Source organism: Streptomyces sp. B21-105, assembly GCF_036898465.1.
Taxonomy (GTDB): Bacteria; Actinomycetota; Actinomycetes; order Streptomycetales; family Streptomycetaceae; genus Streptomyces.
The window spans coordinates 4,955,686-4,981,051 of record NZ_JARUMJ010000001.1 but is presented as its reverse complement, the minus strand read 5'-3'; the positions used below and the strand labels follow the sequence as shown (position 1 = coordinate 4,981,051).

At 71.1% G+C, this 25,366-nt stretch carries 24 protein-coding genes and 2 pseudogenes; 13 read left to right on the top strand and 13 right to left on the bottom strand.

What is annotated here, in order from left to right:
• Nucleotides 1–489 precede the first annotated feature (489 nt).
• Together QA802_RS22515 and QA802_RS22510 are read left to right on the top strand one after the other, a co-directional pair.
• Complete coding sequence (locus tag QA802_RS22515; RefSeq protein ID WP_443042289.1) at nucleotides 490–1,239, top strand: SPDY domain-containing protein; 750 nt, start codon at nucleotides 490–492, stop codon at nucleotides 1,237–1,239.
• A 122-nt stretch (nucleotides 1,240–1,361) separates the two neighbouring features.
• Nucleotides 1,362–1,808, top strand: a complete 447-nt coding sequence (locus tag QA802_RS22510; protein WP_334525653.1) for a hypothetical protein — start codon at nucleotides 1,362–1,364, stop codon at nucleotides 1,806–1,808.
• A 55-nt stretch (nucleotides 1,809–1,863) separates the two neighbouring features.
• On the opposite strand, the gene QA802_RS22505 is transcribed toward QA802_RS22510, so the two are convergent.
• The 9 genes from QA802_RS22505 to QA802_RS22465 form a co-directional block, all read right to left on the bottom strand.
• Nucleotides 1,864–2,094 (bottom strand): hypothetical protein, encoded by a 231-nt coding sequence (locus QA802_RS22505; RefSeq protein ID WP_334525650.1) that lies wholly within the window; start codon nucleotides 2,092–2,094, stop codon nucleotides 1,864–1,866.
• Nucleotides 2,095–2,161: 67 nt separating this feature from the next.
• A complete protein-coding gene (locus QA802_RS22500) occupies nucleotides 2,162–3,883 on the bottom strand; it encodes a relaxase/mobilization nuclease domain-containing protein (protein ID WP_334525647.1) in 1,722 nt (573 codons plus the stop codon).
• The gene (locus QA802_RS22495) at nucleotides 3,880–4,527 is read right to left on the bottom strand and encodes a MobC family plasmid mobilization relaxosome protein (protein WP_334525644.1); all 648 of its coding nucleotides are present in this window, start codon (nucleotides 4,525–4,527) and stop codon (nucleotides 3,880–3,882) included. Before QA802_RS22495 ends, QA802_RS22500 begins: the two co-directional genes overlap by 4 nt.
• A gap of 40 nt (nucleotides 4,528–4,567) precedes the next feature.
• Nucleotides 4,568–4,999: a hypothetical protein gene (locus tag QA802_RS22490; RefSeq protein WP_334525641.1), complete on the bottom strand. Its 432-nt coding sequence runs from the start codon at nucleotides 4,997–4,999 to the stop codon at nucleotides 4,568–4,570.
• A 49-nt stretch (nucleotides 5,000–5,048) separates the two neighbouring features.
• Nucleotides 5,049–6,305 (bottom strand): hypothetical protein, encoded by a 1,257-nt coding sequence (locus QA802_RS22485; RefSeq protein ID WP_334525638.1) that lies wholly within the window; start codon nucleotides 6,303–6,305, stop codon nucleotides 5,049–5,051.
• On the bottom strand, nucleotides 6,302–6,991 hold the full coding sequence (locus tag QA802_RS22480; RefSeq protein ID WP_334525635.1) for a zinc finger domain-containing protein: 690 nt from the start codon (nucleotides 6,989–6,991) through the stop codon (nucleotides 6,302–6,304). Before QA802_RS22480 ends, QA802_RS22485 begins: the two co-directional genes overlap by 4 nt.
• A 9-nt stretch (nucleotides 6,992–7,000) precedes the next feature.
• Complete coding sequence (locus QA802_RS22475) at nucleotides 7,001–7,843, bottom strand: helix-turn-helix domain-containing protein (protein ID WP_334525632.1); 843 nt, start codon at nucleotides 7,841–7,843, stop codon at nucleotides 7,001–7,003.
• A 412-nt stretch (nucleotides 7,844–8,255) separates the two neighbouring features.
• On the bottom strand, nucleotides 8,256–8,459 hold the full coding sequence (locus QA802_RS22470; RefSeq protein ID WP_062193138.1) for a hypothetical protein: 204 nt from the start codon (nucleotides 8,457–8,459) through the stop codon (nucleotides 8,256–8,258).
• 177 nt (nucleotides 8,460–8,636) lie between these two features.
• Entirely contained in the window at nucleotides 8,637–10,085 is a 1,449-nt protein-coding gene (locus QA802_RS22465) for a recombinase family protein (protein WP_334525625.1), read from the bottom strand.
• Nucleotides 10,086–10,108: 23 nt separating this feature from the next.
• Here QA802_RS22465 and QA802_RS22460 point away from each other — a divergent pair.
• The 7 genes and pseudogenes from QA802_RS22460 to QA802_RS22430 all read left to right on the top strand — a co-directional run.
• Nucleotides 10,109–10,549 (top strand): annotated as a pseudogene (locus tag QA802_RS22460) (aminotransferase class I/II-fold pyridoxal phosphate-dependent enzyme); the annotation flags it as partial.
• Between the two features lie 120 nt (nucleotides 10,550–10,669).
• Nucleotides 10,670–10,801: pseudogene (locus QA802_RS41640) on the top strand (Txe/YoeB family addiction module toxin); the annotation flags it as partial.
• A 331-nt stretch (nucleotides 10,802–11,132) separates the two neighbouring features.
• On the top strand, nucleotides 11,133–11,726 hold the full coding sequence (locus QA802_RS22450; RefSeq protein WP_334525622.1) for a hypothetical protein: 594 nt from the start codon (nucleotides 11,133–11,135) through the stop codon (nucleotides 11,724–11,726).
• A gap of 2 nt (nucleotides 11,727–11,728) precedes the next feature.
• A complete protein-coding gene (locus QA802_RS22445) occupies nucleotides 11,729–13,000 on the top strand; it encodes a peptidoglycan-binding protein (RefSeq protein ID WP_334525619.1) in 1,272 nt (423 codons plus the stop codon).
• Nucleotides 12,997–13,719: an ABC transporter ATP-binding protein gene (locus tag QA802_RS22440; protein WP_334525616.1), complete on the top strand. Its 723-nt coding sequence runs from the start codon at nucleotides 12,997–12,999 to the stop codon at nucleotides 13,717–13,719. Before QA802_RS22445 ends, QA802_RS22440 begins: the two co-directional genes overlap by 4 nt.
• The gene (locus QA802_RS22435) at nucleotides 13,716–15,026 is read left to right on the top strand and encodes an ABC transporter permease (RefSeq protein ID WP_334525613.1); all 1,311 of its coding nucleotides are present in this window, start codon (nucleotides 13,716–13,718) and stop codon (nucleotides 15,024–15,026) included. Before QA802_RS22440 ends, QA802_RS22435 begins: the two co-directional genes overlap by 4 nt.
• Before the next feature lie 114 nt (nucleotides 15,027–15,140).
• Nucleotides 15,141–16,778, top strand: a complete 1,638-nt coding sequence (locus tag QA802_RS22430; RefSeq protein ID WP_334525610.1) for a sensor histidine kinase — start codon at nucleotides 15,141–15,143, stop codon at nucleotides 16,776–16,778.
• Nucleotides 16,779–16,788: 10 nt separating this feature from the next.
• Here QA802_RS22430 and QA802_RS22425 read toward each other — a convergent pair whose 3' ends face one another.
• The 3 genes from QA802_RS22425 to clpB form a co-directional block, all read right to left on the bottom strand.
• Complete coding sequence (locus QA802_RS22425; RefSeq protein WP_334525607.1) at nucleotides 16,789–17,520, bottom strand: response regulator transcription factor; 732 nt, start codon at nucleotides 17,518–17,520, stop codon at nucleotides 16,789–16,791.
• 422 nt (nucleotides 17,521–17,942) lie between these two features.
• On the bottom strand, nucleotides 17,943–18,479 hold the full coding sequence (locus QA802_RS22420) for a YbjN domain-containing protein (protein WP_334525604.1): 537 nt from the start codon (nucleotides 18,477–18,479) through the stop codon (nucleotides 17,943–17,945).
• 130 nt (nucleotides 18,480–18,609) lie between these two features.
• Nucleotides 18,610–21,213, bottom strand: a complete 2,604-nt coding sequence (gene clpB, locus QA802_RS22415; protein ID WP_334525601.1) for an ATP-dependent chaperone ClpB — start codon at nucleotides 21,211–21,213, stop codon at nucleotides 18,610–18,612.
• Nucleotides 21,214–21,363: 150 nt separating this feature from the next.
• Between clpB and QA802_RS22410 the strand changes: the two genes are divergently transcribed.
• Entirely contained in the window at nucleotides 21,364–21,780 is a 417-nt protein-coding gene (locus QA802_RS22410) for a pyridoxamine 5'-phosphate oxidase family protein (RefSeq protein ID WP_319170881.1), read from the top strand.
• 264 nt (nucleotides 21,781–22,044) lie between these two features.
• Here the strand turns inward: QA802_RS22410 and QA802_RS22405 are convergent, their stop codons facing one another.
• Nucleotides 22,045–22,380 carry a Rieske (2Fe-2S) protein gene (locus QA802_RS22405; RefSeq protein WP_054241900.1) on the bottom strand — a complete coding sequence of 112 codons (336 nt, stop codon included), beginning with the start codon at nucleotides 22,378–22,380 and terminating at the stop codon, nucleotides 22,045–22,047.
• A gap of 15 nt (nucleotides 22,381–22,395) precedes the next feature.
• Between QA802_RS22405 and QA802_RS22400 the strand changes: the two genes are divergently transcribed.
• From QA802_RS22400 to QA802_RS22390, 3 genes are all read left to right on the top strand, one after another.
• Nucleotides 22,396–22,839 carry a hypothetical protein gene (locus QA802_RS22400; protein ID WP_334525590.1) on the top strand — a complete coding sequence of 148 codons (444 nt, stop codon included), beginning with the start codon at nucleotides 22,396–22,398 and terminating at the stop codon, nucleotides 22,837–22,839.
• Between the two features lie 243 nt (nucleotides 22,840–23,082).
• Nucleotides 23,083–23,931, top strand: a complete 849-nt coding sequence (locus QA802_RS22395) for a helix-turn-helix transcriptional regulator (protein WP_319170932.1) — start codon at nucleotides 23,083–23,085, stop codon at nucleotides 23,929–23,931.
• A gap of 179 nt (nucleotides 23,932–24,110) precedes the next feature.
• Entirely contained in the window at nucleotides 24,111–25,151 is a 1,041-nt protein-coding gene (locus QA802_RS22390) for a helix-turn-helix transcriptional regulator (protein ID WP_334525587.1), read from the top strand.
• The last annotated feature ends 215 nt before the right edge of the window (nucleotides 25,152–25,366 follow it).

The window sequence follows — 25,366 nt, the reverse complement described above, 5'->3', positions numbered from 1 at the left end:
GGTGCCGCTGATGAGACACCACGCACTGCCAACCGACCTGGTCACGAAGGCAACCCCCGAGTACGACGCCCCAACTTCCCTAACGGAACAGTCCTCGTAGACCTTGGTCAAGGGCGCGTCTGCGCCATGGGGTGCACCAGCTTCCGCAAGGCGCGCTGTCGGCTACGACAACGGCAGGGCTAGGACTCTCAGGCTAGTCGATCAAGTGCGGGATGTTGACCGCGCTGCGTACCATCGGCGGCCGCCCGTCGAGGGCCACTGCAACGTATGCCGCTGGCGATCACACGCCGGAGCTGCGATGGGCGCGGCCCGCCTCTTTGGGCAATCCTGTCCATATTTCCACTATTTCGCCGCAGGCAGACAGGAAAGATCCCGAAACGACTGGCGAACAGCCGTACAGCCATGTCACCCTCCAACACCTTGCCGGAAGACCTGGTCAGCGAAGTGATGCCGATGATCCTGGACGGCCAGTTTCTACCCCACGAGCTCATGGAGGCGCCCCTGCTCCCGCACCACTCCAGCGACCGCTCCCGACCGGACTTGCCGGACCCGGTGTACTGGGTCACCCCGCGTCATCTGGCCGGCGACGACGGTGTGCTCGCCGAACGGACCGGCGACATCCTGTCCGACCTCGGCTGGCGCATGTGGCCCACCTCCCGTCACACCCTTCTGTACGTAAGCCCGGACGGGCTGCGTGGCGCCGAGTGGATCCTCGCGGCCTACCCGTTCGAGCTGGGCGGTCTGCCCGTCGCCTGGCAGCTGAGCGCCCGCGCGCATGCCGCCTCCGCGATGCCGGAGTGGAACGCGTACTTCACCACCGGCGTCTCCTACGAGGCGCTCGCCGATCTCCTCATGGCGCTCGACGCCTGTGAGGGGCCCGACGTCGCCTTCAAGGAGCCCGAGACGGTCCTCGACGCGCTCAGTGTCCGGGGCTGGATCCGCGACGTGGACCGGCCCCACACCACTGCCACGGACCCAGGGTTCTCCTCCTGCGTCTCTCTGGAGATGCTGCCGCCGCTCATCGAGGACGCCGACCCGCGGCCGGATTTGATGGGTTGGCAGGCGTGGGCGGAGCCCGTGCCCGGTGCGCCGTATCTGTGGTGCGCCAGCTTCAGCGCCAGCGTCCCCCATGACCTGGTCGCCGCGTTCGCCTCCTCGCTCGCCTCCCCGGTGCCGGTGCCTCGCCACACTGTGCCCGAGATCGCGGAGGGGCGGCTCACTATCGTCCGCCGCAGCTGACAACACCTGCCGCAGAGGAGCTGCTGGTGTGCGGCCCGTCACCGAATCTCCCCGAGTTGCAGCCGGCCAGACGTATGAGGAGCGTCCCCCGCGCCTGCCCTATGACAGAGAAGGAGAGAGTCTTGTTCTTTCGACGCACTCGCGAGGACCGCGCGTTCCGTGAAGCCCAGCGTGCGGGCCACGAGTTGCTCCTGCGGCTGCAGTCCGCACGACTGTGGCCCGACTGCCCCGAGGCGACCACACAGGCCCCTGCCGCAGAGGAAACGGTGGTGCCTCATTTCCTGCCGCCGGAGTTGCGGGCGCCGTCGCGCCATGAGGTGGCCGGGGTGATAATGCGCTGGCTGCAGCCGCTCGTCGTCGACGGTGAGGTCCGTACGTGCCCCGGGTGCGGCATGTATCGGGACTGGATCGTCTTCTGCATGCGCGACGACTCGGTGTGGCTGCGTTGTCGGGCGGGCCACGAGACGAAGGAGCCCGGCCTGGATGCGGCCTGGTACAACCGCAACTCCGGTCCCGTCGACCGGTTCCACCCCACCCTCGAAGAGGGCCTGCGCCACCTCGGCCACTGAACCCCCGAAACCCCCGCTCCCCTTCGTACTGCCGGCTCCCAGAGGGCCGGCCTGGTCAGACCGTCCGTTTCGCAGGCACGGTCAGGACGATGGCCTGGTGCTGGCCCTCGGTCTTGATGGACTCGGCCAGGTCGTGCAGCTCGTCGGCGCTGAGCATCGGAAACATGTCGGCGGTGGGGTGGGTCTGGATGATGTGCTCCTTGTCGGATGGGGTGCCGGTGGCGCGCCGCAGATGTCCCGCAGCGTCGTCAGATCTGGGGCCGGGCTGTCGTTGATCGGTTGTCATCGGGACTTTCGGTGCTCTCGGTAGTGGGTGCGAGGCGTGCTCGGCCGCTGCGTGAGGGGGCTGGTGCTCACCGCGGCCGGTGAGTGCGGGATGGCGGTGGCGCGGATGTGGGGGGTGTCGCGGCGGTGGCCCGCGCTGTGGACAGGACGTGGGGGATGTGGGGGCTACGGGCTTGTGCGGCTCGTGCACCTGGGCCGGGGGCGTGCCGGTCGCCGAGGCGTTGGATGCGCCAGACGAGAACTTCGGATGCCGATTTGGCGTCGCTCAAGGAGCGTTGCTGGGCTGCCTGTCGGAGGACGGCTGCGGGGTTGTGGCCGGCGGCTTCGGCAGCGGCGAGGGCGGCTGTGAGTGCGGGCCAGGCAGCCTCGGTGAGGATCTGTCCGGAGTGGGAGGGCAGGACCTCGTGCAGGGTGCGGGCGTACCGGTGGACGGTGCTGTCGGAAGGGCGGCGCCCTGCGAGTACGGCGAGGCTGGTGGGGGCGATCTGGTCGTAGGCGGTCTGGAGATGGATGAGCGTTTGGCGGGCGGCGGCCACCTGCCGGTCGTGGTGGTGCAGCGCGCTGCGGCGCTGGGCTGCGAGGACGACGAGAATGGCGACGTCCAGGAGCATGGCCAGGCCGGTGTGGTCCGCGGGCTGGTAGCGCATGGCTTTCAGAGCGCCGCGCAGGGCGCGGGCGTGTTGGTGGTCGGCGTGGGCACGGGTGTGGGCGGCGTGCTCGAAGGCGACGGCGGCGCGGTGGAGTTCGGCCTTGAGGGGGACGGGGGCGTGGGCGGGCAGGGCGTAGAGGACTTCGCTGAAGATGGTCAGGTGGGCTTGGGCAGCGCTGTCGTCGGCGTGATCGAGGTGGTGTGGGATGCGTTCTGCGGCGGCGGTGGCCTGATGCCAAGGGCTGCGGCGGTCGTGGCCGGCTGGTGAGGCTGCCGTGGCGGTGTGCGCTTCGGTGGCGGCCAGACGCTGCTGGATCTGCGGGAGGGACAGGTCGGTGGCGAGGCTGGAGCCGGAGTACCAGATGGGTGTGCCGTCGTCAGGCAGGGCGACCTTGTAGCCGCCGAGGTCGCCGGAGGGCAGAGTGCGTGTTTCGACCTGAAGGCCGGCGTCGGCGAGCAGGTTGAAGAACTCGTCCAGGTCCTTCGCGTGGGAGAGCGCGGTGCGCACGGTGTGCCGCAGCTGCTCACGAGCCGTCCTGTGGTGGCCCAGCCGTTGGGCCTTCTCCTGCTCGGCGCGGGTGGGGCGCTTCGCCGCCGGAGTGCCGGTGGCGGCTTCGGGGCCGCGCGGAACCTGAATGAGGCCGAAGTCCTTCTCGACCCTGGCGAGTTCGGCCATGGCGCGGTGGAAGTCGTTCCAGTTCCGCGGCGGGCGCAGATCGCCGCGGACTTTGGTGGCGACGATGTGGATGTGGTCGTCCGCGTGGCGCACGGCAACCCACCGGCAACCGTCCGGATCGTCCTCCGGTGCGATGCCGGTCGCATCGACCATGCGCCTGGCGATCGTCGCCCACTCGGCATCGGTCAGGATGCGGTCCTCGGGCGCGGCGCGCACCGAGCAGTGCCACACGTGCCCCTCGGGCGCCTTGTCGCCGGCCTGCTCGACCCGCAGATCCAGCGCCTTGGTGAGCTGGCCGAGCCGCTGCTTGTGCCCGGGGCTGTCATACGGGCCGGGGTCAGGAACGAAGTCATCCCAGGAAGCGACGATGTGCTGGTCGGTGTGTTCGTTGGCGCGACCCTTGTCGAAGAGGTACGCCAGGACGCCGTAGGTGTTGTTGCCCGGCTTGACGATGTTCGCGATCAACTCAGGCCGCCCGCCTTCTGCCCGGCTGCCCGGAAGGCCGCGTCGTCGATCGCCCGGACCGTGTCGTGGGCGGTGGCGAGCAGGCGCTCCGCCCGCTGAAGGATCGCGGCGTCCACAGGGTGTGGATCGCCGCCCGAGTTGAGGCGCCGGGCGATCTGGTTGACGTTGTTGCCGATCCGGGCGATCTGCGCCCGCTGGGTGGCTAGCTCGTCGACCGCATCGTCGTAGACCGTGCGAGGAGCGGTGACGGTGATCTCACCGCGGACGCGGGCCATGGTGGCGTCGGCGATGTATCGCGCCATGGTCACGTGCTCGGCTTTCGCCGCCGACTGGATGTCGTGCTTCTCATGGGGCGCGAAGCGGGCGGTGACGTGCTCGGAACGCTGCGCGTCGAGGTTCGCGCGGCGGTGCGGCGTACGCTGCTTGGCCCCCGTGACGAGACCGGTCGGCTGTTCGCCGGCGCTCACCCACTCCTGCTCTGGCACGCCCTCGTGCCGGAGCTGCTCCTCCGCCACCCCCGGGGCGGAGGTGTTCGCGATGGACCGGCCTATGGACGGTCCATCGCCATTGCTTGCTGCGCGTGTGACGGGAGTGGTGACCATCTGCTCTTGGGGGATGGGGAGTTCGGCGTACAGGTCGCGCACGAAGAGATGTCCTTGTGTCGGGGTTGCGGGGGTGGTGGGTTCAGGCGGCACGCGGTTGCGTGTTGAGCTCGGCGAACTGCTCGGCTGCGAGGTCGAGCAGATCCACCAGACGCCGCTCCGGGAGGCGAGCGGCGGTGGCCAGGGCGTCGTCGATGCGCGGGTCGAGGGTGCTGACGGCATCCAGTCCGGCGGCGCGGGCGACAACCAGGCGCAGTTCGGCCGCGAGCCAGGCCCAGTGCTCGGTCGCGGGCACCGGGGTCCCTTCACCGGTCGAGCCCCTGAGCCGGCTCAGGTAGTCGCCGCCGGCGGACAGGATGTCGGGCAGGGGGATGTCGTCGCCGGCCATCCAACGGCCCTGGTCGAGCAGGGTGAGGATGGCGCAACGCAGCATGCTCATCTCGTCGCGTTCCGGAGCGGTGCAGATCGGGCAGCCGTCGTCGCAGGTCCAGGCGGGCACGGTCGAACGGGGCATGGCAGAAGTGCCTTTCAGCGATGGGTGGTTAGAGGTGCGGGGAGAGCGTTCAGTGGGGGTGGCCTGTACGGGCGGGCGCCTGGTGCTCGGCCTTGACCGCGTTGACGACGCTCTGGGCAAGGTCGGTGCCGACCTGGTGGCCGTCGGCACGGACGGCTGCCTTGAGGGAGTCACGCGAGAGGCGACCCGTCCCGTCGTAGATGCGCTCCGCGTACGCGATGAGGGCATCCCGCGGCAGGTCGGGCTTGCGACCCGGGCGTTTCGGCTCCGGCTTTTCGCCGGGCTCGGCACCCGCGTCTCTGCCCGTACTCACCTCCGCGCCCGCATCAGTAGCGGATTGAGGGCGGACGATGGATTCCGGGCGGTCCGAGCGGTGTACGCCTTCGTCGCCCGGATTCGGTACGGCCTCCGGGCGCTCGGGCCTTGCCCGCTTCGTCGCGGCAGTGCGGGGCTGGCTGACTCGGTCTCCGGGCGTCTCCCACCGTTCGGGCAGCGGGAGCGAGGCCAACCGTGTGGCCTGCTGTCGGGTCCCGAGCTTCCGCAGCAGCAGCTCGTCCTGGCGAAGATCACCGTCGACGTCGGCCCTCTCCAGCGCTTCGTGCAGGCGCCGAGTCGCACGCCGACCACGCCCCTTGTTGCGCTTCGTCTCGGGCATCGCTTCGATGCGGAGGATCAACGTGACGGCCCGGCTGATGGCGCGCTCGCGGATGAGTCGTGCGGCATCGGCGTCCTGGTCGTGGATGCCCAGGCGTGCCAGGAGGCGCTCGCGTGCCTGCCGGCCGAGGATCGCGAGCAGGCTGCGTGAGGCGGCCTCGGGGGTGTGGTGGCGTAGCTCGATTCCCATGGCCAGGTGCCAGAGGACTGCGGCCATGACCGGGCCGATCAGGGCGCGGACCGTGCCGCCGACGGGACCGGACTCGGCGTAGGCGGGGATGATCTGGCCTCCGGTGATCACCCATACCAGGACGCCCGGCGGCCCCGGCGCCTGCCTGGGACCCTTCAGGTTCTGGCGCGCCATCAAGGCCATTGCGAACAAGGCCAGTTCAGCGGTGGCGAACATGAAGCCGCGCTCGACGGTGCTGCCCATGTCGAGGTAGTCGGCGGCGAAGCGCCAACTGGTGTCCGCGCTGTAGGCGGTGCAGCCGATCGCGGCGACAGCGGCGACCGGGATGGCGGCGCTACCACGCCGCTGCCCGACCCCGGGCTTCTGGGCGCGTCGGCGCAGCAGCCATCCAGCGAGCAAGGCGACGACGAGGAACGGCGCGCCGATAGCGAGCAGGGACGAGGGTTCGAAGGGGTAAGTCACGCAGCTCCCTGTCGGGTGATTTCCGCGGCGGCGAGGTCGAGGCGCGTCGGGTGGGGCGTGGTGCGGGGCGCATTGCCTCGGGCTCGGCCGTCAAGGCCCACGCGTCGACTGCGGCAGGGTTCGCCCTCGCGGGCATGGCACCACGGGCACCGGACGCCAAGGGCGTCCGGGAGCCCTGCGGCGACGGCGGCCTCGCGTGCGGCACGGGCCGGACGGTAGGGGGCGAGCGCGGCGCGGATTGTCGGTGGGACGCACGATCCGATGGCGCGCACGCGGGCCTCCACGTCGGGGTGCGGGCCACCGTTGGTGAGCTGCCGGTGCGTCGAGGGCGCAGCCGTTCCGGTGGCCACGGCCTGCCGGGTGCCGAGCAGTTCGGCCCGCCATGCGGTCGGGTCGTCGGGGTCGGCGGCCGGCGCGGGGTCGGTGTGCCGGTCGATACGGTCGCGGCGGTACGTGCGCCACGCGCGGGCGACGTCCACGGGCAGGATCGGGTAGGGCGAGTCGAGGACGTGCGCCCGAATCACCTCGCGGACATCCCAGCCGTAGTCCGTGGCGAAGGGGACGTCGTGGAGCAGTTCGTGCCACTGGGCGAGCTGGTCGCGGGCCTCGCCTGGGTCGGTACGGATCGTGCGGGGGTCCAGGCGGCCGATGTAGGCGAGGACGGCGGCGACTTCGCGGCGTTCCAAGGGGGTGGGTTACTCCATTCCTGTCGGTTCGTCGAGGGCGGCGAGGAGGGCGGCGGTGTGTGCTTCGGCGCGGGTCATGCCGCCTGCGAGTGGGGCGGCACCGCCGGGCAGGGCGCGCAGGTTCGGCCGTTCCGGGGTGGGAGTGCGTTCCCGGGCGATCCATGTGCGCCAGTCGGCGCCCCACGCGGCGGCTGGGCGAGGCGCCCACGTCGCCCGGTAGGTGCGCCACTTCTCGTCGGCCGCCCGCAGGCCGTGTTCGCCAAGTCGGGCGAGGTGCCCGTCGTGCCGCAGCCAGGCCCAGGTGGCGTCGTCGATCTCCCACTGGGCGGCGGTGATGAGGGCGGCAGAGCTGCTGCTCTTACCGTTCACCTTCGGTTCACTACCGTTCTGGGGGTCGGAATCCGTGCCCCCGGAGGGCTGGAATCCGGTCCCCCCAGGGGTCGGAATCCGGTCCCCGGGGCCGTTATCCCGCTCCCCTTCGAAGACGTCGGCAGGGTCGGATTCCGCCCCTCCGAGGGTCGGAATCCGACCCCCCGGAGGGGCCGAATTCCGGTCCCCCTCGTCTGCTTGGCCGGCGAGGAAGGAGGCGGCGATCGGGAGGTGGTAATACGTCTCTCCGCGCGGCCCCTTGCGGCCCGCGAGCTGCGTCAGCTCCCCGCTGGCGATCAGCTTCGTGAGGGCGTCGCGCACGGCCGTACGGGAGGCGTTCGCGCGCTTCATGAGGGTGGGCACGGACGCGTACGCGATGCAGCGGCGATCGCGGCACCGGTCGGCGATCAGGGCGAGGACCATGCGGGCGGTGCCCTTGCTGTTGCTGTGGTCCCACACCCATTCGCGGGCGTCGTAGCTCATCGGGTGGCGGCTCCTTCATCAGGGCAGGCGGGTGCGACGGGCCCTCTTCGGGCGGTGCACAGGGTGGGGGTGGGGCACCGTCCCCGGTGCCGACGTGTCGGTGAGGGCCGCGAGGGCGCGGGGAGGGATGAGACCCGGCCACAGGTGATTCCTTGGCCCAGGGCGTGCTGGAGTTCCTGTCCGCGCGGGCCAGCGCTCCAGGCGGAACACCAAGACAGCCACACCCGCGCGCGAAGATCCAGCGTTCGGCCGAGGAACCACACAGCTCACGGCGAACGCGTCCTTGGCTGCGTATCCGAAGCTGCCAGCCGGTGCGCTGATGCCGGTTGCCAGCGGCTGCAGGGCCGCCCTGCGAGCTAGTGCCGGCCGCCCTCGGATCCGCGACGAGGCGGGACCGTTCCTCCGGCTCCGCTCAGGCTGCCTGGACGTAGGTCGAGGTGGAGAGCAGGTCCGCGAGCCGCGCGGCGCTCTGTGGGCTGATCGTCGTCGTGAACCCCGCGCATACGCGCTGGAGAGCGGCGTCCCTCGCCGAGTCCACCTTCTGACGGACGGCGCGGGCTCCTTCGGGGGCGATGACGGGCTGGATGACGGCGGGTTCGGTCTGGCGTTGGGGCATGGGCGTCCTCAGGGCGGCGTTCGGTCGGCGACCCACCGGTGTGTGGTGAGGGCCGGCGGGTTGGCTGGGGAGGTCCATGGTCCGGAGAATCGCCGGTTAGGCTAACCGGCGATCGTCGGCTATGTTGCGCCCTTCATCGCCTCGGTCGGCAGGGCGAATTCCACCGGCCTCGCCCCGTTACAGCGGGTTCTGCTCGATGCCGATCCGGTCCCAGTCCATGTACCGGCCGAACTTCTTCGGCTCGTCGATGACAATCCCGGAGAACAGGAACCGCAGCACCGCGTTGCGCCGCTCGTCCGTCATGTCCTCAGCGTTCCAAGCCGCCCGCGCGCCCGCGCCCGTCAGACCGTCGAGGAGCACCATCGGCCGGACGACGACCTTGCGCTGCGCCTTGGCGATCCGGTCGGTGATCTCCTTGCGCATCTTGCGGTACTCCGCCGTGGAGATCTCCTTCGCGGTCCACATCTGGTTCAGCTCGCCGAGCAGCCGCTGGTCGTCCTCCAGCTCCTCGGTCACGCTCTCGGAGAGGTTGCTGCTGGCGAGTCGGCCGTCCACCCGCAGTTCGCCGAGAAGCTTGACCGCGGCGTCGGCGACGAAGTCCTCCAGCGTCTGGGCCATGATCGACCGGGTGCACTTCTTCTCGTCGTTCCGGCCCCGGCGGTTGCACTGATAGACCGGCCCGGTGCCCTTGGCCGTCCCGGACATCAGCGTCCCGCATCGCCCGCACATCACCAGGCCGCGCAGCAGGTAATAGCGCTGTGCGGGCTTGCTGAGCGCCTCCCGGTACACCGCCGACCGGTACTCGCGCCGCGTCCGTACCTCCGCCCACACGCCCGCGTCGATGATCGCGGGCCAGGTGCCGGGGCCCACCTCCTCCCCCTGATGCATGCGGATTCCGGCGACGTGCCGGGAGTCGAGCAGCGCGCGGACGGTGCCGCCCGTCCATGCATTGCCGCCGGCCGTGTAGATGCCCCGGCTGTGCAGGTCCTTCGCGATCGGTGCCGGGCCCTCCCCCTTCAGGTAGCGGTCGAACACCTCCCGGACGATCTCGGCCTCCTCCTCGACGATCGTCATGCCGTCCTTGGCGTAACCGAACCGCCTCACGCCGCCCTGCGGCTTGCCCTCCCGCGCCCGGTCCTGCATCGCGGACTTCAGCCGCCGCGAGGTGTCGTCCGAGGAGCGGCAGGCGTGCGCGACCTCGATACGAAGGATGAAGCGGTCGTCGGGGTCGGCGAGGTCCCGCCGATTCGCCTCGCCGTGGAGGGTGATTGCCTGGTCGTCGGAGACCTGGAGCAGCTCCTCCAGGTCCCGGGGTTGCCGCATGAGCCGGTCGGGGTGGTAGGCGATGATGTGGCGGAAGCCTCGGTTCCGGGCCTCCTCCAGCAGACGGTCCCAGCCGGGCCGCTTCCGCTTGCGGCTCCACGCCGAGCGACTGTTGTCGACGAAGACATGGGCGGGGTTGATGACCAGGCCCCGGCGCTCGGCGATCTCGCGGCAGATGCGCTCCTGACGGTCGACGCCCGTTTGGTCGTCATCGTCCGCCTGGGATATGCGGCAGTAGATCGCCGCCGGCTCACCGGCGGCGGTGGTGCTGGAGTTGCCCCTGGTGGGCCTGTTGCGCGACATGTGAATGAGTGTACGAACGAGGAGTGGCCTGGGTCACCGGCGCCCCCGGTCTCGTCGCCGCCGTCCGCTCGGCGAAGCAGTACCTGACGTATGTCGCCTCCGGGCCCTTCCAATACGCGGTGGCCGAGGCCCTGCGCCTGCCCGACTCGTACTTCGCGGACTTCCGCGCGGACATGCTGACCCAACGGGACCTGCTCGCGGGCGGCCTGGAGCAGGCGGGCTTCAAGGTCTTTCGCCCGGCCGGCACGTACTTCATCACCACCGACATCCGGCCCCTCGGCGAGAGCGACGGCATCGCCTTCTGCCGCTCCCTCCCCGAACGGGCGGGTGTCGTCGCCATCCCCAACGCCGTCTTCTACGACCACAAAGAGGCCGGCGCACCATACGTCCGGTTCGCGTTCTGCAAACGCGTCGAGGTACTGGCGGACGCGGCGGAACGGCTCCGCAAGGCGTTCGCGGGCTGATCGCCGCCCTGCGGGACTGGTCGACGCGTCCCCCGCCGCCTGCCGCGCCTCGCCCGCCCGGCACTTTCGCGCCGCAGGCCGTCATTTCGGCGCCTGCCGCACCGACAGGGACGGACGTGCAAACCGGAACCGCTCAAGCAAGGATTCCAGGGCTACTGGTCACGCCGCATCAACGACGAGCACCGGCTGATCTACAAGGCCACCGAGGACGGCGTCCTGATCGCACAGTGCCGCTATCACTACGAAAGCTGACGGGACTCGGGGGCCGGGCACAGCACCCTTCTCGCAACTGACCCGCGCCGCACATGAATAGGTGTGCGAACACGGAGTGGGCTGGGCTACCGGCAGCCGGGAAGCAGACCGGTCCGGACAGGCCCTGCGGCCAGCTCACCGCCGGTGCCGGAGATCCGCAGCGGGGCCTGTCGCACGACATGGGAACAGGTAGGCCAACGAGGTGTCGCCTGGGCGAGTGGCCCGCTCGTCATCGGATGACAGGTTCTTCAAAGGTTCTTCATCACCTCCGGCCTACGGTCGGGACGCCCGCCGCGCCCGCGGTCGGGCGCGACAGGAGGCGGGAGAACCGATGAGGACGAACCGGGTGCTGATGGCCGTGGTGACGGCGTCGGTCATGGCGATCACCCTGGCCGGCTGCGGCGGCGAGGGCGACGCCCCGAAGGTCCCGACGGCCGGCGGCGACACGGCCTCCGACAAGGCGTCCGGCAAGACGTCCGGCAAGACGACCGCGCCGAGTGGTGACGACGACGTGGCCGCGTATGTGACCGCGCAGCGCGAGTGGGTGAAATGCCTCCGGGACAACGGCGTCGACGCCCCCGACCCGGACGCCGAGGGGCAGGTCGACTTCGGCGACAACGCGACGCTGAAGAAGAACACGAAGTTCCTGGACGCCTCCGAGAAGTGCGCCTCACTCAAGGGGGCCGTCCCCGAGAGCCTTGAGAACGCCAACCAGCCCAAACTCACGCCCGAGCAGATCAAGGTCAAGCGGGACTACGCCGACTGCATGCAGAAGAACGGCGCCCCCGACTTTCCCGACCCCGGCCCCGACGGGACCGCGCAGGGCTCCGAGTGGAACCAGACCTCGGCGGGAGCCAAGCGTGCCACCCGTGTCTGCGCTCCGATCATCGGCGACCCGGCGGACCAGCCCGCGGGCAAGGGCTGACGATGGCGGAGACGGCTGTGCAGACCGATCACGAGCGCGGGGCTGCTCCCGCGCCGCCGCCGCGCGGTCGGCGCGGACGGCGTACGGCCCTGGTGGCCTCGGCTCTGGTCGTCGTGGCGGCAGTCGCCGTGGTCGGTGCACTGGGCCTCGGCGGAGGCGGGGCCCAGGAGGGCTCCTCCGCCCCGCCCCGCTCAGGCTCCACCGTCCCGGTCACCCGGACCACGCTGACCGAACGCACCACGGTGGACGGCCGGTTGGGCTACGGCACTGAGGTACCACTGCCGGTCAAGGCGACCGGCACCGTGACCTGGCTGCCCGCGGAGGGCACGACCATGGGGCGCGGCGGCACTCTGCTGCGCGTCGACGACCGGCCGGTGGTTCTGCTGTACGGGGCGCTGCCGATGTACCGGGAGCTGGGCCTGACCGTGGGCGCCCGGCAGGGCACCGGGCAGGGGGCCGGGACCGAGGGGGGCACCCAGGACTCGGGCGACCAGGGCCGCGCGGACGAGACCTCCGGGGCTCCGGACCCCTCCGCATCGCCGACGCCAGGCGGGGCCGGGGGGACAGGGGGCACGCTGCGCGGGATGGACGTCCTGCAGTTCGAGAGCAATCTCGCCGCTCTGGGCTACACCGGCTTCACCGTCGACGAGGAGTTCACCGGCCTCACCGCCCGCGCGGTCAAGCGCTGGCAGAAGTCCCTGGGACTTCCCCAGAGCGGCACGGTCGGCATCGGCGACGTCGTCTACTCCGCCGGCAACGTACGGATCGGCCACGCGGGTGTCCGGCTCGGCTCGCCGGCCACCGATGACGCCCTCACGTACACCGGTACGTCGCGGAAGGTCGTCGTCAACGCCTCGGCGGCGGAGGATTCCTGGGCCGTGCGCGGCGCCGCCGTCACGATCGGGCTGCCCGCCGGGACATCGGTGAAGGGCGAGGTGGCCTCGGTGGGAAAGAGCGCGACCGCGCCCGAGGACCGAGGCGGGGAGGGTGGCTCCGCGGCACCCACGGTTCCGGTGACCATCACCGTCAAGGACCAGAAATCCGTGGGACGGCTGGAGAGCGCGCCGGTCACCGTCGAGTACGCGGGGCGGGAACGGGCGGACGTCCTCACCGTGCCGGTCGCCGCGCTGGTCGCCCTTGCCGAGGGCGGCCACGGCCTGGAGACCGCGGACGGCCGGTTCGTCGCGGTGAAGACCGGGCTCTTCGCGGACGGCCGGGTGGAAGTGAGCGGAAGCGCGGTTCGCGAGGGCATGAACGTGAGGATCCCCGAGTGAGCGGAGCATCGACGGTCGTGGAGTTCGACGCGGTCTCCAAGACGTACCCCGGTGGCGTGGCGGCGGTACGGGACGTGAACCTGAGCATCGGACGCGGCGAACTCGTCGCGGTCGTCGGCCCTTCGGGCTCGGGCAAGTCCAGCATGCTGAACCTCATGGGCAGCCTCGACGGGCCCTCCGCCGGGCGGGTGCTGGTCGACGGCCATGACGTGGCGAAGCTGACAGACCGTGAGGTGTCGGCGCTGCGGGCCACCCGGATCGGCTTCGTCTTCCAGCAGTTCCATCTGGCGGTGGGGGTTCCGGTCCTGGACTCCGTGGCCGAGGGGCTGCTGTACGCCGGGGTACCGCTGCGCCGCCGCCGGGCCAGGGCGGCGGTGGCGCTGGAACGGGTCGGTCTCAGCCACCGCGTCCACCACCTCCCGCACCAGTTGTCCGGCGGCGAGCGCCAGCGGGTGGCGGTGGCCCGGGCGGTGATCGGCGGACCCGCGGTTCTGCTTGCGGACGAGCCGACCGGCAACCTGGACTCCGCTTCCGGGGAGGCCGTACTCGGTCTGCTGCGCGAGCTGAACGCCGCCGGGACGACGGTCGTGATCATCACCCACGACCGTGAGATCGCGGCCGGGCTGCCCCGTCGTATCGAGATGCGCGACGGCCGCGTGGTGGCGGACACCGCGACCGCGACCGCGACCACGGCCGCGCCGGGCGAGGCGGTCCGATGACCGACCTCACGACGAACGGCCCACCCGTGGACGACGCCCCACCGGCCCTGCCGCCCGGCCCCCGCGGGGGCGACGGACGTGGCCGCGGACGAGCGAGCGGCGGCGTCGGTGGCACGGGCGGCCGACTGCGGGCCGCCCGCCTCGGTCCTCAGGACATCGTGCGGCTCGGCGGGACCGGGCTGCGGACTCGTCCCCTGCGGATCTTCCTCTCCGCGCTCGGGATCGCGATCGGCGTCGCCGCGATGATCGCGGTGGTCGGAATCTCCGGCTCCGGCCGGGCGGAGGTGGACCGCCGGCTCGACGCGCTCGGCACCAACCTGCTGCGGGTCGCCCCCGGCGACTCACTCGACGGCACCGAGGCAGAGCTGCCCCACGAGGCCGTCGCGATGATCGGCCGCGTTCCGCCCGTGCAGCAGGTCGCCGCCACCGGCGCAACCGGCGCACACATCTACCGCAATGAGCACATCGCCGTCGGACGCACCGGTTCCCTCGAGGTCCTCGCGGCCGACAGGCGCCTGCTTCCTGCTGTCGGCGGCCACGTCCGCCGGGGCCGCTGGCTGGATTCCGCGACCGAGCAGTACCCGGCCGTCGTACTCGGCTCCACGGCCGCGGGCCGGCTCGACGTGTACACACCGGGAACGCGGGTCTGGCTCGACGACCGCTGGTTCTCCCTCGTCGGCGTCCTCGACCCCGTACCGCTCGCGCCGGAGCTCGACAGCGCGGCGCTGGTCGGCTGGCCGGCGGCCCGGACGTACCTGCGCTTCGACGGCCATCCGTCGACGGTCTACGTCCGCGCCGAGGACAGCCAGATCGCGGAGGTACGGGCCGTGCTGCCTGCCACGGCGTACCCGGAGAAACCGGGAGAGGTCCGGATCTCCCGGCCCTCCGACGCGCTCGCCGCCCGCGAGGCCACCGAGTCGGCGCTCACCGGGCTGCTGCTCGGCCTCGGCGGCGTGGCACTGCTCGTCGGTGGCGTAGGAGTCGGCAACACGATGGTCATCTCGGTCCTTGAGCGGCGCCCCGAGATCGGCCTGCGCCGGGCGCTTGGGGCGACCCGCGGCCAGATCCGGACCCAGTTCGTGACGGAGTCGCTGCTGTTGTCGCTCATCGGCGGCCTCGGCGGGACGGTGCTGGGGACCGCGATCACGGCGGCCTACGCCCTCAGCCGCGACTGGCCGACGGTCGTCCCGGTGTGGGCGAGTGCGGCGGGGATCGGCTGCACCCTGGTCATCGGCGTGATCGCCGGACTGTATCCGGCGGTACGGGCGAGCCGACTGTCACCGACGGAGGCCCTGTCCGGCTCCTGAGCGCCCCGTCCGTCGTACGGGTCAGGGGCGGCCTCGGCGAGACCGCCCCTGACGCACCATCAGAGGAGTCCCGTTGAGCACACACGTCCTGGCAGGTAGGCGGGGTGGCCCGCGATGAGCTTCCGGCTCCGGGTACTCGGCCTGCTGATGCTGGTCGCGCTGACCGCCACCGCCGCCACCGCCTGGTTGACCCTGCGTCAGGCGAACCGTCAGGTCCAGGAGAGTGTCACGGCGGGGCGGCAGGAGGTCTCCCGGATCACCGGCGAGCTGCGCGCGTACGGGTTCGCGCACGGCACCTGGGAAGGTCTCTCGCCGACGGTGGACCGCCTGACCGAGGACACCGGCCAGCGCATCCGGGTCGCCACCGAGAACGACGTCCTGCTCGCCGATTCCGACGCGCTCGAGGGCCGTACCCCGCGCCCGGTGAGCAACCAGCCGCCCGTGCTGGTCGACCCGCGTCCCGTCTTGCGGATCCCCGCGGGACAGATACCGCGGGCCTCGATGAAGCGGACGGCGACCGCGATCGCCCAGTACCGCGCCGAAGCGGCGTACGCGGCCTGTCTGACCCGGGCGGGGGCCGAGGTGACGGCCCGGCCGGACGACACCGGCGTGCCCCGGATCAGCACGGAGCGCCGGCCGGAACAGTGCAAGGAGCCGAAAGGCGACTCGGACCCGCAGACTCCGCAGGACCTCGAGGTGATCCGGACATGCGAGTCGGGGCAGCAGTTCGTCACCTGCCTGCAGCGGGTGTTCAACGAGCGCGTGGGCTCCGCGGCCCCGCCACGCCTGGTGATCCGTCTCGGCGTCCGGGACGAGTCCCCGCCCACCGTGGCCGCAGCCCCCACGGTGGCCGTCGCAGGCGGTGTCGCCCTCGCCGCCGTGCTCGGCGCCCTGCTCCTGAGCCGGGCGGTGCTGCGCCCGGTCCGTGCCATGACGCTGGCCGCCGGGGGGCTGGGTGAGGGAGACCTGGGGCGGCGGGTGCCCGTCTCCGGCCGGGACGAGATCGCCCAACTCGGCCGCGCCTTCAACCGGATGGCGGAGTCCATCCAGGCCGGCGAGGAACGCCAGCGCCGCCTCACCGGTGACATCGCCCACGAGCTGCGCACCCCGCTGGCCAATCTGCGCGGCTATCTGGAGGCTCTGCGGGACGGGGTCGTCGAGCCGACCCCCGAGCTGCTCGATTCCCTCCACGAGGAGGCACTGCTGCAGCAGCGGATCGTGGACGACCTGCAGGATCTCGCGCTGGCCGAGGCCGGTGCACTCACCTACCACCGGGTCCGCGTCGACCTGCGCGAGCTCCTCGAAGCCGCCGGCACGGCTCACCGTGCCCAGGCCGACGCGGCAGGTGTCGCGCTGCGGCTGGAGGCGCCGCGACCTGTGGACGTCATCGCCGACGCCGACCGGCTGCGCCAGGTCGTCGGCAATCTGGTCGGCAACGCGCTGAGGGCCACGGCGGCGGGCGGCACGGTGACACTGGCCCTGGCCCAGCACGGCGATCTCGCGTTCATCCAGGTGCGGGACACCGGAAAGGGAATACCCGCCGAGGACCTGCCCCATCTCTTCGACCGCTTCTGGCGGGCGGACACGGCACGGGGCCGCGCCACCGGTGGAAGTGGCCTGGGGCTGTCCATCGCCCGCCAGATCGTGACCGACCACCAGGGGACGATCGCCGTGGCGAGCACCGTCGGCGTCGGCACGACCTTCACCGTCACGCTCGCCACGACCCGGCCGTCGCCGCCCGACGCCGGCTGATCGACCGCTGTCAGGACCCCGCGGGCGCCTGGGTGGGCGCCTGGGTGGGCGCCGAACCGTCCGCCAGGCGGTACCCCCGGCCGTACACGGTCTCCAGATGGCGCGGCCGGGCGGGGTCGTCCCCCAGTTTCCGGCGCAGGTTGCGCACATGGGCGTCCACCGTGCGCTCGAGTACGTCGCTGTCGAAGCCGAAGGCGCGCTCGATGATTCTGGCCCGGGTGAACACCCGCCCCGGCTCGCGGGCCAGAGCCTCCAGTATCGAGAACTCCTTGGAGGTCAGCGCCACCGGACGGCCTGCCACCCGGACCTCGAAGCGGGCGGTGTCCAGTTCGACCGCGCCGACCCGCAGCACCTCGCTCCCGGCCGCGCCGCCCTTCCTGGAGCGCCGCAGCAGCGCCCGTACCCGCGCGGTGAGTTCGCGGGGACTGTACGGCTTGGTGAGGTAGTCGTCGGCCCCCAGGTCGAGGCCGAGGAGCATGTCCTCCTCGGTGCTGCGGGCGGTCAGCAGCAGAATCGGCACCTCGCAGGCCTCGGCACGCAGAATGCGGCATACGTCGAGTCCGTCGACGAGCGGCAGCATCACATCCAGAACGAGGAGATCCAGCCCCGCCGCACGCGCCCGTTCCAGCGCTGCCCGGCCGTCGGCCACGACCTGCACCGCGTTGCCTTCCCGTTCCAGATAAATCCGGATGAGACGAGATTGTTTTTCGTCGTCTTCGGCGACCAGGATGCGCGCGCTCAATGATTCTCCCCAGCGAGGCCCTGCACGATTCCAGCACCGTTGATATCAACGCACCTCCGGAATTCCCACCTCCGGAAATTCCCGGGGCGACCGCACTCGCCGCACGGTACCGCGAGCGGGACCACCCTCGGCGTGGGCGGCACGTTCTCGCCGTCATGGTCCGCCTGGGACGGGAGTGGGCCCGGTGCGCCCCCTCGGTGACGGCCGGCCCCGGAGGACCCGGCGCGCCCGCTCGGCGAGACCGATGGCTGGTGCCTGCCGCTCGCGGATGCCGGGCCGTGCGGGATCTTGCTGTGCCGTGACTCCGGGCGTCTTGAGGCGCTCGGGCCGGCTCCGGCGAAGAGGGGGCCGAACGCCGACGGGCGTCCGTCCACAGGGTGTGGACGGACGCCCGTCTGTGCACTACGGGGAGGTCGCCGGTGCTATTCGGCGCCGTCTTCGGGCTTTTCCTCGGCCTCGTTGACGGCCGACTCCAGGCCCATCTGCTCCACGAGCCACTTGTCGAACTCGATGGCCGCGCGCACCCAGCTCACCGTCGAGCTGACGAACAGCTCGATGTTGACCCCGGCGCCGATCAGCAGCTGCGCCTCACCGATGAGGCGGACGGTGCCGTCGTCGTGGGTGTGGGTGTAGACCTTGGGCCACAGGGTGCGGCGGTTCCAGTCGTCGATCGACTCGAGCAGCTGCACCTTGTCGTCGATCTTGTGGGCCCGGTCGAAGAACGTCCGCACCGAGTAGACCGCCTGGTCACCCTCGCCGCGGAACATGAAGTACGTGCGGAACTCCTCCCACGGCGCCGCGAGGTCACCCTCGTCGTCGACGACGTACTTCAGCTCCATCTGGTCGAGGAGCTGCTTCACGAGGTCCTGATCCGGGACGACGGGGCCCGCCGGTCCACCCTGGGGCTCCGGCTCTGGCTGGCCCCCGAAGTTGGGAATCGAGGACGGGTCGATGGACATACTGAGCACTCCTGCGGTCGTCTGGTTCGTCCGGCCGTCACTGCGACAGACGCACCACCCACCCTCTCTCCCCGGAGCCGTGCGCGGCAACCTGCCTGGCCGACAGGCTCGGCACGGGGCCGAAGAGCGACTACAGCGTCTTGCCCGTCGTCGGGCCGACGAGGAGGCCCTCGCCCTCGCCGAAGGTGTCGACGCGGACCGTGTCGCCGTCCTTGACCTCGCCCGCCAGGATCTCCTTGGCCAGCCGGTCGCCGATGGCCGTCTGCACCAGGCGGCGCAGCGGGCGGGCGCCGTACGCCGGGTCGTTGCCCTCGTCGGCGAGCCAGCCGAGGGCCGCCTCGGTGACCTCCAGGGTGAGACGGCGTTCGGCGAGCCGCTTGGCGAGGCGGTCGATCTGGAGCCGGGCGATCCGCTGCAGCTCGTCCTTGTGCAGCGCCGAGAAGACGACCAGGTCGTCGAGCCGGTTGAGGAACTCCGGCTTGAAAGAGGCCCGCACGACCTCCAGGACCTGTTCCTTCTTCTCCGCCTCGGTGGACAGCGGGTCGACCAGGTACTGGCTGCCCAGGTTGGACGTCAGCACCAGGATGGTGTTGCGGAAGTCGACCGTGCGGCCCTGGCCGTCGGTGAGCCGGCCGTCGTCGAGGACCTGGAGCAGGACGTCGAAGACCTCCGGGTGCGCCTTCTCCACCTCGTCGAGCAGGACCACGCTGTACGGGCGCCTGCGGACGGCCTCCGTGAGCTGGCCGCCCTCCTCGTATCCGACGTAGCCGGGCGGCGCGCCGACCAGGCGGGCGACGCTGTGCTTCTCGCCGTACTCCGACATGTCGATGCGGATCATGGCCCGCTCGTCGTCGAAGAGGAAGTCGGCGAGGGCCTTCGCCAGCTCGGTCTTGCCGACGCCGGTCGGGCCGAGGAACAGGAACGAGCCGGTCGGGCGGTCGGGGTCGGCGATACCCGCGCGGGAGCGTCGTACGGCGTCGGAGACCGCCTGGACGGCCTCCGCCTGGCCGATGAGGCGGCGGCCCAGCTCCTCCTCCATGCGCAGCAGCTTCTGCGTCTCGCCCTCCAGGAGGCGGCCGGCCGGGATGCCGGTCCAGGAGGCGACGACGTCCGCGATGTCGTCCGAACCGACCTCCTCCTTGACCATGGTGTCCTTCGCGGCCTCCTCCTCGGCCTCGGACGCGGCCTCCAGGTCGCGCTCCAGGGTCGGGATCTCGCCGTACAGCAGCTTGCTGGCGGTGTCGAAGTCGCCGTCGCGCTGGGCGCGCTCGGCCTGGCCGCGCAGCTCGTCGAGCTTCTCCTTCAGCTCGCCGACGCGGTTGAGGGACTGCTTCTCCTTCTCCCAACGGGCGGTGAGTCCGCGCAGTTCCTCCTCGCGGTCGGCGAGGTCGCGGCGCAGCTTCTCCAGGCGCTCGCGGGAGGCGGCGTCGGTCTCCTTGCTGAGGGCCAGCTCCTCCATTTTCAGCCGGTCCACGGAACGCTGGAGCTCGTCGATCTCGACGGGGGAGGAGTCGATCTCCATGCGGAGGCGGGAGGCGGCCTCGTCGACGAGGTCGATGGCCTTGTCGGGGAGGAAACGGGAGGTGATGTAGCGGTCGGACAGGGTCGCGGCCGCGACCAGGGCCGCGTCCGCGATCTGCACCTTGTGGTGGGCCTCGTAGCGGCCCTTGAGGCCGCGCAGGATGGCGATGGTGTCCTCGACGGTCGGCTCGGCCACCAGCACCTGCTGGAAGCGTCGCTCCAGCGCCGGGTCCTTCTCGATCCGCTCGCGGTACTCGTCGAGCGTCGTCGCGCCGACCATGCGCAGCTCGCCGCGGGCCAGCATCGGCTTGAGCATGTTGCCGGCGTCCATGGCGGAGTCGCCGCCCGCACCCGCGCCGACGACCGTGTGCAGCTCGTCGATGAAGGTGATGATCTGGCCGTCGGAGTTCTTGATCTCGGCGAGGACGGTCTTCAGCCGTTCCTCGAACTCGCCCCGGTACTTCGCTCCGGCGACCATGGCGCCGAGGTCGAGCGCGACGAGCCGCTTGTTCTTGAGGGACTCGGGCACGTCACCCTTGACGATCCGCTGGGCGAGCCCCTCGACGACGGCCGTCTTGCCGACGCCGGGCTCGCCGATGAGGACCGGGTTGTTCTTGGTGCGGCGGGACAGCACCTGCACGACGCGCCGGATCTCGGTGTCCCGTCCGATGACGGGGTCGAGCTTGCCCTCGCGGGCGGCGGCGGTGAAGTCCGTGCCGAACTTCTCCAGGGCCTTGTACTGGCCCTCGGGGTCGGCGCTGGTCACCCGGCGGCCGCCGCGGGCCTTCTGGAAGGCCTCCTGGAGCTTCTTCGGGGTGGCGCCCTGCCGGGCGAGCACCTCGGCGGCCGGGCCTCCCTTGGCGGCGATGCCGAGCAGCAGGTGCTCGGTGGAGAGGTACTCGTCGCCGAGGTCGCGGGCGCGGCTCTGCGCGTCGGCGACGACGGCCAGCATGTCGCGGTTGGGCTGCGGGGGCGCGACGGTCGACCCGGCCACACTGGGCTGCGAGCCGAGCACCTTCTCGGCCCCCGCGCGTACGGCGGCCTGGTCGGCGTCGACCGCGGCGAGCAGGTCGGTGATGTTCTCGTTGTCCTGGCCCTGCAGCAACGCGAGCAGCAGGTGGGCGGGGGTGAAGTCGGCGTGCCCTTCGGACACGGCCCTGCTGCTGGCCGCGTTGATCGCGTCCCGGCTCCGGTTGGTCAGCTCGGCGTCCACGTTCGCTGTCTCCTCCTTGCGTCAGCGCTCTCCCGGTGCTGACTCAGTCAGCGTACACAAAGTTGAGTCTATTCCGCTCAAGGTGTTGCTCCGTTCTGTCGTGTTCCCCTGGTGTGCGCGGCGGAACCGGGAGGCAGTAGGTTCCGGGGCATGGCCGCACCTCCGCAGGACCCGGGCGCGCCGGACGCGCCGTACCTCGCCTTCTGGCGTGAACGACACCTGTGCACGCTGACCACGACCCGCCCTGACGGCAGTCCGCACGTGGTTCCGGTCGGCGTCACCTACGACCCCGAGCACCGTCTCGCCCGGGTCATCTCCGACGGGGCGAGCAGGAAGGTGCGCAACATCCTGGCGGCGGCGGAGCCGGCCGGGGCGCGGGTCGCGGTGTGCCAGATGGAGGGCCGCCGCTGGGCGACGCTGGAGGGCCTGGCCTTCGTCCGCACGGACCGCGAGCGGGTCGCGGAGGCGGAGCGCCGGTACGCGCAGCGCTACGGGCGCGAGCCGAGGCCCAACCCCACGCGCGTGGTGATCGAGATCGAGCTGACCCGGGCGATGGGACGGGGCTGAGCCGGACGATGGGACGGGGCTGACCCGGCGACGGGACGGGCCGCGTCACCGGACGGCACCGAGACACCGGAAGGGGCAGACGGGGCGTACGGGGCTCGAGCGGCCGGTTGACCGAAAGTAGACCCGTCGAATTCCGGCCAAGGCCTGGTGGGCACATACCGGAAATATCCCCGGAAACTGCAGCGGCGTCACCGTGTTCAGGTCACGGTGACGCCGCTGCGGGGGGAAGCACCTGAGCGATCTTGTTACGACGGGGGAATCGCGTCAGGCACTGCGGGGGGTGGCTGAGATGGTCTTCAGGGGCGGAGTCTCGGGCTCCACCAGCCTGTGGTCACGCTGGTCAAGATTCACAAAGATCATTCCGTACCGGATGGCGCACCGCACGGGCTGTGGCGCCCCCCGGGGTTTGCGCAGGCACCGGTAGGCCCGTACGTCCTCGTCCTCGTCGCGGGTCACGACCACCGGCTCGCCGAACACCGTCACCATCAACGAGTCACCACTGTGGGGGATGGCGGTGACCAGGTCGATGAAGTGCCAGCCGGAGCGGTAGGCGGTGGCCATTTCACGGCGGAAGGAGCGGTCGTCGGGTGGCGTGGTCATGACTCGGCGACCCACGTGCTGTCGGCAGGAGCGGACCAGGTGCTGTCGGCGGGCGTCACCCACGTGCTGTCCGCCGGAGCGACCCACGTGCTGTCGGCAGGAGCGACCCACGTACTGTCCGCCGGAGCCACCCAGGTGCTGTCGGCAGGAGCGACCCACGTGCTGTCCGCCGGAGCCACCCACGTGCTGTCCGCAGGTGCGACCCACGTACTGTCCGCCGGCGCGGACCAGGTGCTGTCCGCCGGAGCCACCCAGGTGCTGTCGGCAGGAGCGGACCAGGTGCTGTCACCGGCCGTCACGACGGTGCCGGCACCCGGGCTCCAGGTACTGTCACCCGCTGTGTCGCCCGTCGTCCCCGCGAGGCCGCTCAGTGCTCCGAAGGCCAAGGCGGCGGAGAAGGCGGCGGCGAGCGCCGAGCGAAGCATTCTCTTATGCATAGTCGGCTTCGTCCTCATTTGAAGGTCACCTCTCCCCCGTCGACTACGACGATGGCCCATTCGGGCACGTCATGGCCACACAATCGATGCATCATGTTCCTGCACGTTCAGGACCCTGGGGGGTGGAGATTTGACGAAAAATGAGGCAAAGCCGACACATCCTCATGCGACTACTGAGCTGTGCGAGGAAGGTCGCCGTCTCTACGGGAACGCACTTCGGACGGGCCGGGTAGCCCGTGCGGACGTGGAGCCGGCCCCGTGTCTGATGGAGTTCGCCCTGCTCCACGCCGACCCTGACGACGCGAACTGGCTCCGTCCGGTTCCCCCGTCGATCGCTCTGTCCCAGCTGCTCAACCCGATCGAGCGCGAGATCACCCAGCGCAGACGGCTGTCGGTGGAGCTCGCCGACGCTTTCGAGCCGTTCATGGCCCTCAGCGCCCAGCCGACGCCGACCACGCATTCCATCACCGTGCTGGAGGGCGTCGACCGGATCAACGCGTCGCTCGACCTGGCCACGTCCCAGTGCCACACCGAGATGCTCACCGTCCAGCCGAGCCGGCGCCGCCTCGAGCACACCCTCGTCCAGGGCCTCGAACGCGACCGCCCGCTGATCGACCGCGGCTGCCGCATCCGGACGCTCTACCAGCACACGGCCCGCTACAGCCCCGAGACGCTGGCGTACGTCGAGCAGTTCACCGACGGCAAGGTGGAGTACCGCACCATCGACGAACTCGTGGAGCGGCTGATCATCTGCGACGAGACCGTGGCCTTCATTCCGACCCGGGACGACGGCCAGGTCGCCCTCGAGCTCCGGCACCCCGGGCTCGTCCGCTACCTGATCAAGGTCTTCGAGTTCATGTGGGGCCGCGCGGTCCCGCTGGCCACCGGCGCCCCCTACGAGACCGCGCCCGACGGCATCACGGACATCCAGCACTCCATCGCCAAGCTCCTCGTCGAGGGGCACGTCGACGAGGCGATCGCCCGTCGGCTGGGCATGAACGTACGCACCTGCCGTGCCCACATCGCCAAGCTCGCCACCGCTCTGGGCAGTGGCAGCCGCGCCCAACTCGGCTTCCTCATCGCCCAGTCGGGGATCCTCAAGCAACAGCCCTGACGTCCGCCTGAAGAACAAAGGTCACGCATGACGACACCGGAGCACCGATACGGCCCGGAGGAACCGTGCACGGCGACGGGCCGGGACCCGCACGCCGGGCGTCCGCAGGAAGCGTTGCGGGAAGCATTACAGGGGACACCGCAGCAAGCACTTCTGGAAACACCGCAGGGAGCACCGCAGTGAGCGCGCCGCCGCACCCCGACCACGGCGTGGAGGACCTGTGCGCCGCCGGCACACGGCTCTACGAACAGGCCCTCCGCCGCGGACGCGTCAAGACCGAGGAGGCCAGGACGGCGGCCCCGTGCCTGCTCTCCCACGGCCTGCTCCACCCCACCGTGGACGACCTGGCCCAACTCGAGCCCGTGGCCCCGGCCGTCGCCCTGCACCGGCTGCTGCGCGCCTCGGGAGCCCGGATCGCCGACGAACGACGCCGTGAGGAACGTCTGTCGACGCTCTTCGCACCCCTGATGCACATCGACGGACGGAGCGCCGCGCCCTCCGACCCCGCCTCGCTGCGGATCCTCAGCGGCACGGAGCTGATCAACGAGGCCATCACCGAGGCGATGGCCGAGGCGACGAGCGAGGTGCTCTGCATCCAGCCGCACGTCCACTACAGCGGCCCGCGCGGCGAGCGGGCGCAGCCCGTCGCCATGGACCGCGACCAGGCACTGCTCGACCGGGGCTGCCGCATCCGCACCCTCTACCAGCACACCCAGCGCCACCAGCCGCTGGTCCTGGCCCGCTACGAGCAGCTCCGCGGGGACGCCGAGGCCCGCACCCTCGACGAGGTCACCGACCGCCTCATCGTCATCGACGGCACGGTCGCCTTCATCCCCGCCGGCGAGGACGGCCGGCTGGCCCTGGAAGTCCGCCACCCCGCCCTCCTCACCTACTTCACCACCACCTTCGACCGGCTCTGGCGGCTGGCCCTCCCGATGTACCCGCAGGCGGTGCACCGGATGTCCCGGGGCGGCGTCACGCCCCGGCAGCAGGCCATCGCGGCGCTTCTCGTCGAGGGCCACACCGACGCCGTCATCGCCGACCGCCTCGGCATGAACATCCGCACCGCGCGCGTCCACATCGCCAAGCTCGCCGCCACCCTCGGCAGCGAGAGCCGCGCCCAACTCGGCTACCTCATCGGGCAGTCGGGGATCCTCGACCGGGACCAGCGCCGGAACCGGGCCCAGGGGCCCGAGCAGGAGGAGGAACCGGAGCGATAGCCGGAGCGGCGGCCTGCGAGGGCGGCGACGAGGGCCGCTGCGAGGGGGCCGGAGCGGCGTCCGATGACGGCGGCGGTGACGGAACCGGAGCGGCGTCCGGTGAGGGGGCCGGTGACGGAACCGGAGCGGCGTCCGGTGAGGGGGCCGGTGGGCCCGAAACGACCGTCTCCGCCACCCCGTGCGGGGCGTTCTCCGCCGCCCCGTCCGACGACCCG

Bases quoted from the DNA above. Each gene is read 5' to 3' on its own strand.
- QA802_RS22515 (WP_443042289.1), top strand. From the start codon at position 490: ATGGAGGCGCCCCTGCTCCCGCACCACTCCAGCGACCGCTCCCGACCG.
- QA802_RS22505 (WP_334525650.1), bottom strand. From the start codon at position 2,094: ATGACAACCGATCAACGACAGCCCGGCCCCAGATCTGACGACGCTGCG.
- QA802_RS22490 (WP_334525641.1), bottom strand. From the start codon at position 4,999: ATGCCCCGTTCGACCGTGCCCGCCTGGACCTGCGACGACGGCTGCCCG.
- QA802_RS22475 (WP_334525632.1), bottom strand. From the start codon at position 7,843: ATGAGCTACGACGCCCGCGAATGGGTGTGGGACCACAGCAACAGCAAG.
- QA802_RS22470 (WP_062193138.1), bottom strand. From the start codon at position 8,459: ATGCCCCAACGCCAGACCGAACCCGCCGTCATCCAGCCCGTCATCGCC.
- QA802_RS22465 (WP_334525625.1), bottom strand. From the start codon at position 10,085: ATGTCGCGCAACAGGCCCACCAGGGGCAACTCCAGCACCACCGCCGCC.
- QA802_RS22450 (WP_334525622.1), top strand. From the start codon at position 11,133: ATGAGGACGAACCGGGTGCTGATGGCCGTGGTGACGGCGTCGGTCATG.
- QA802_RS22445 (WP_334525619.1), top strand. From the start codon at position 11,729: ATGGCGGAGACGGCTGTGCAGACCGATCACGAGCGCGGGGCTGCTCCC.
- QA802_RS22435 (WP_334525613.1), top strand. From the start codon at position 13,716: ATGACCGACCTCACGACGAACGGCCCACCCGTGGACGACGCCCCACCG.
- QA802_RS22430 (WP_334525610.1), top strand. From the start codon at position 15,141: ATGAGCTTCCGGCTCCGGGTACTCGGCCTGCTGATGCTGGTCGCGCTG.
- QA802_RS22420 (WP_334525604.1), bottom strand. From the start codon at position 18,479: ATGTCCATCGACCCGTCCTCGATTCCCAACTTCGGGGGCCAGCCAGAG.
- QA802_RS22410 (WP_319170881.1), top strand. From the start codon at position 21,364: ATGGCCGCACCTCCGCAGGACCCGGGCGCGCCGGACGCGCCGTACCTC.
- QA802_RS22405 (WP_054241900.1), bottom strand. From the start codon at position 22,380: ATGACCACGCCACCCGACGACCGCTCCTTCCGCCGTGAAATGGCCACC.
- QA802_RS22395 (WP_319170932.1), top strand. From the start codon at position 23,083: ATGGAGTTCGCCCTGCTCCACGCCGACCCTGACGACGCGAACTGGCTC.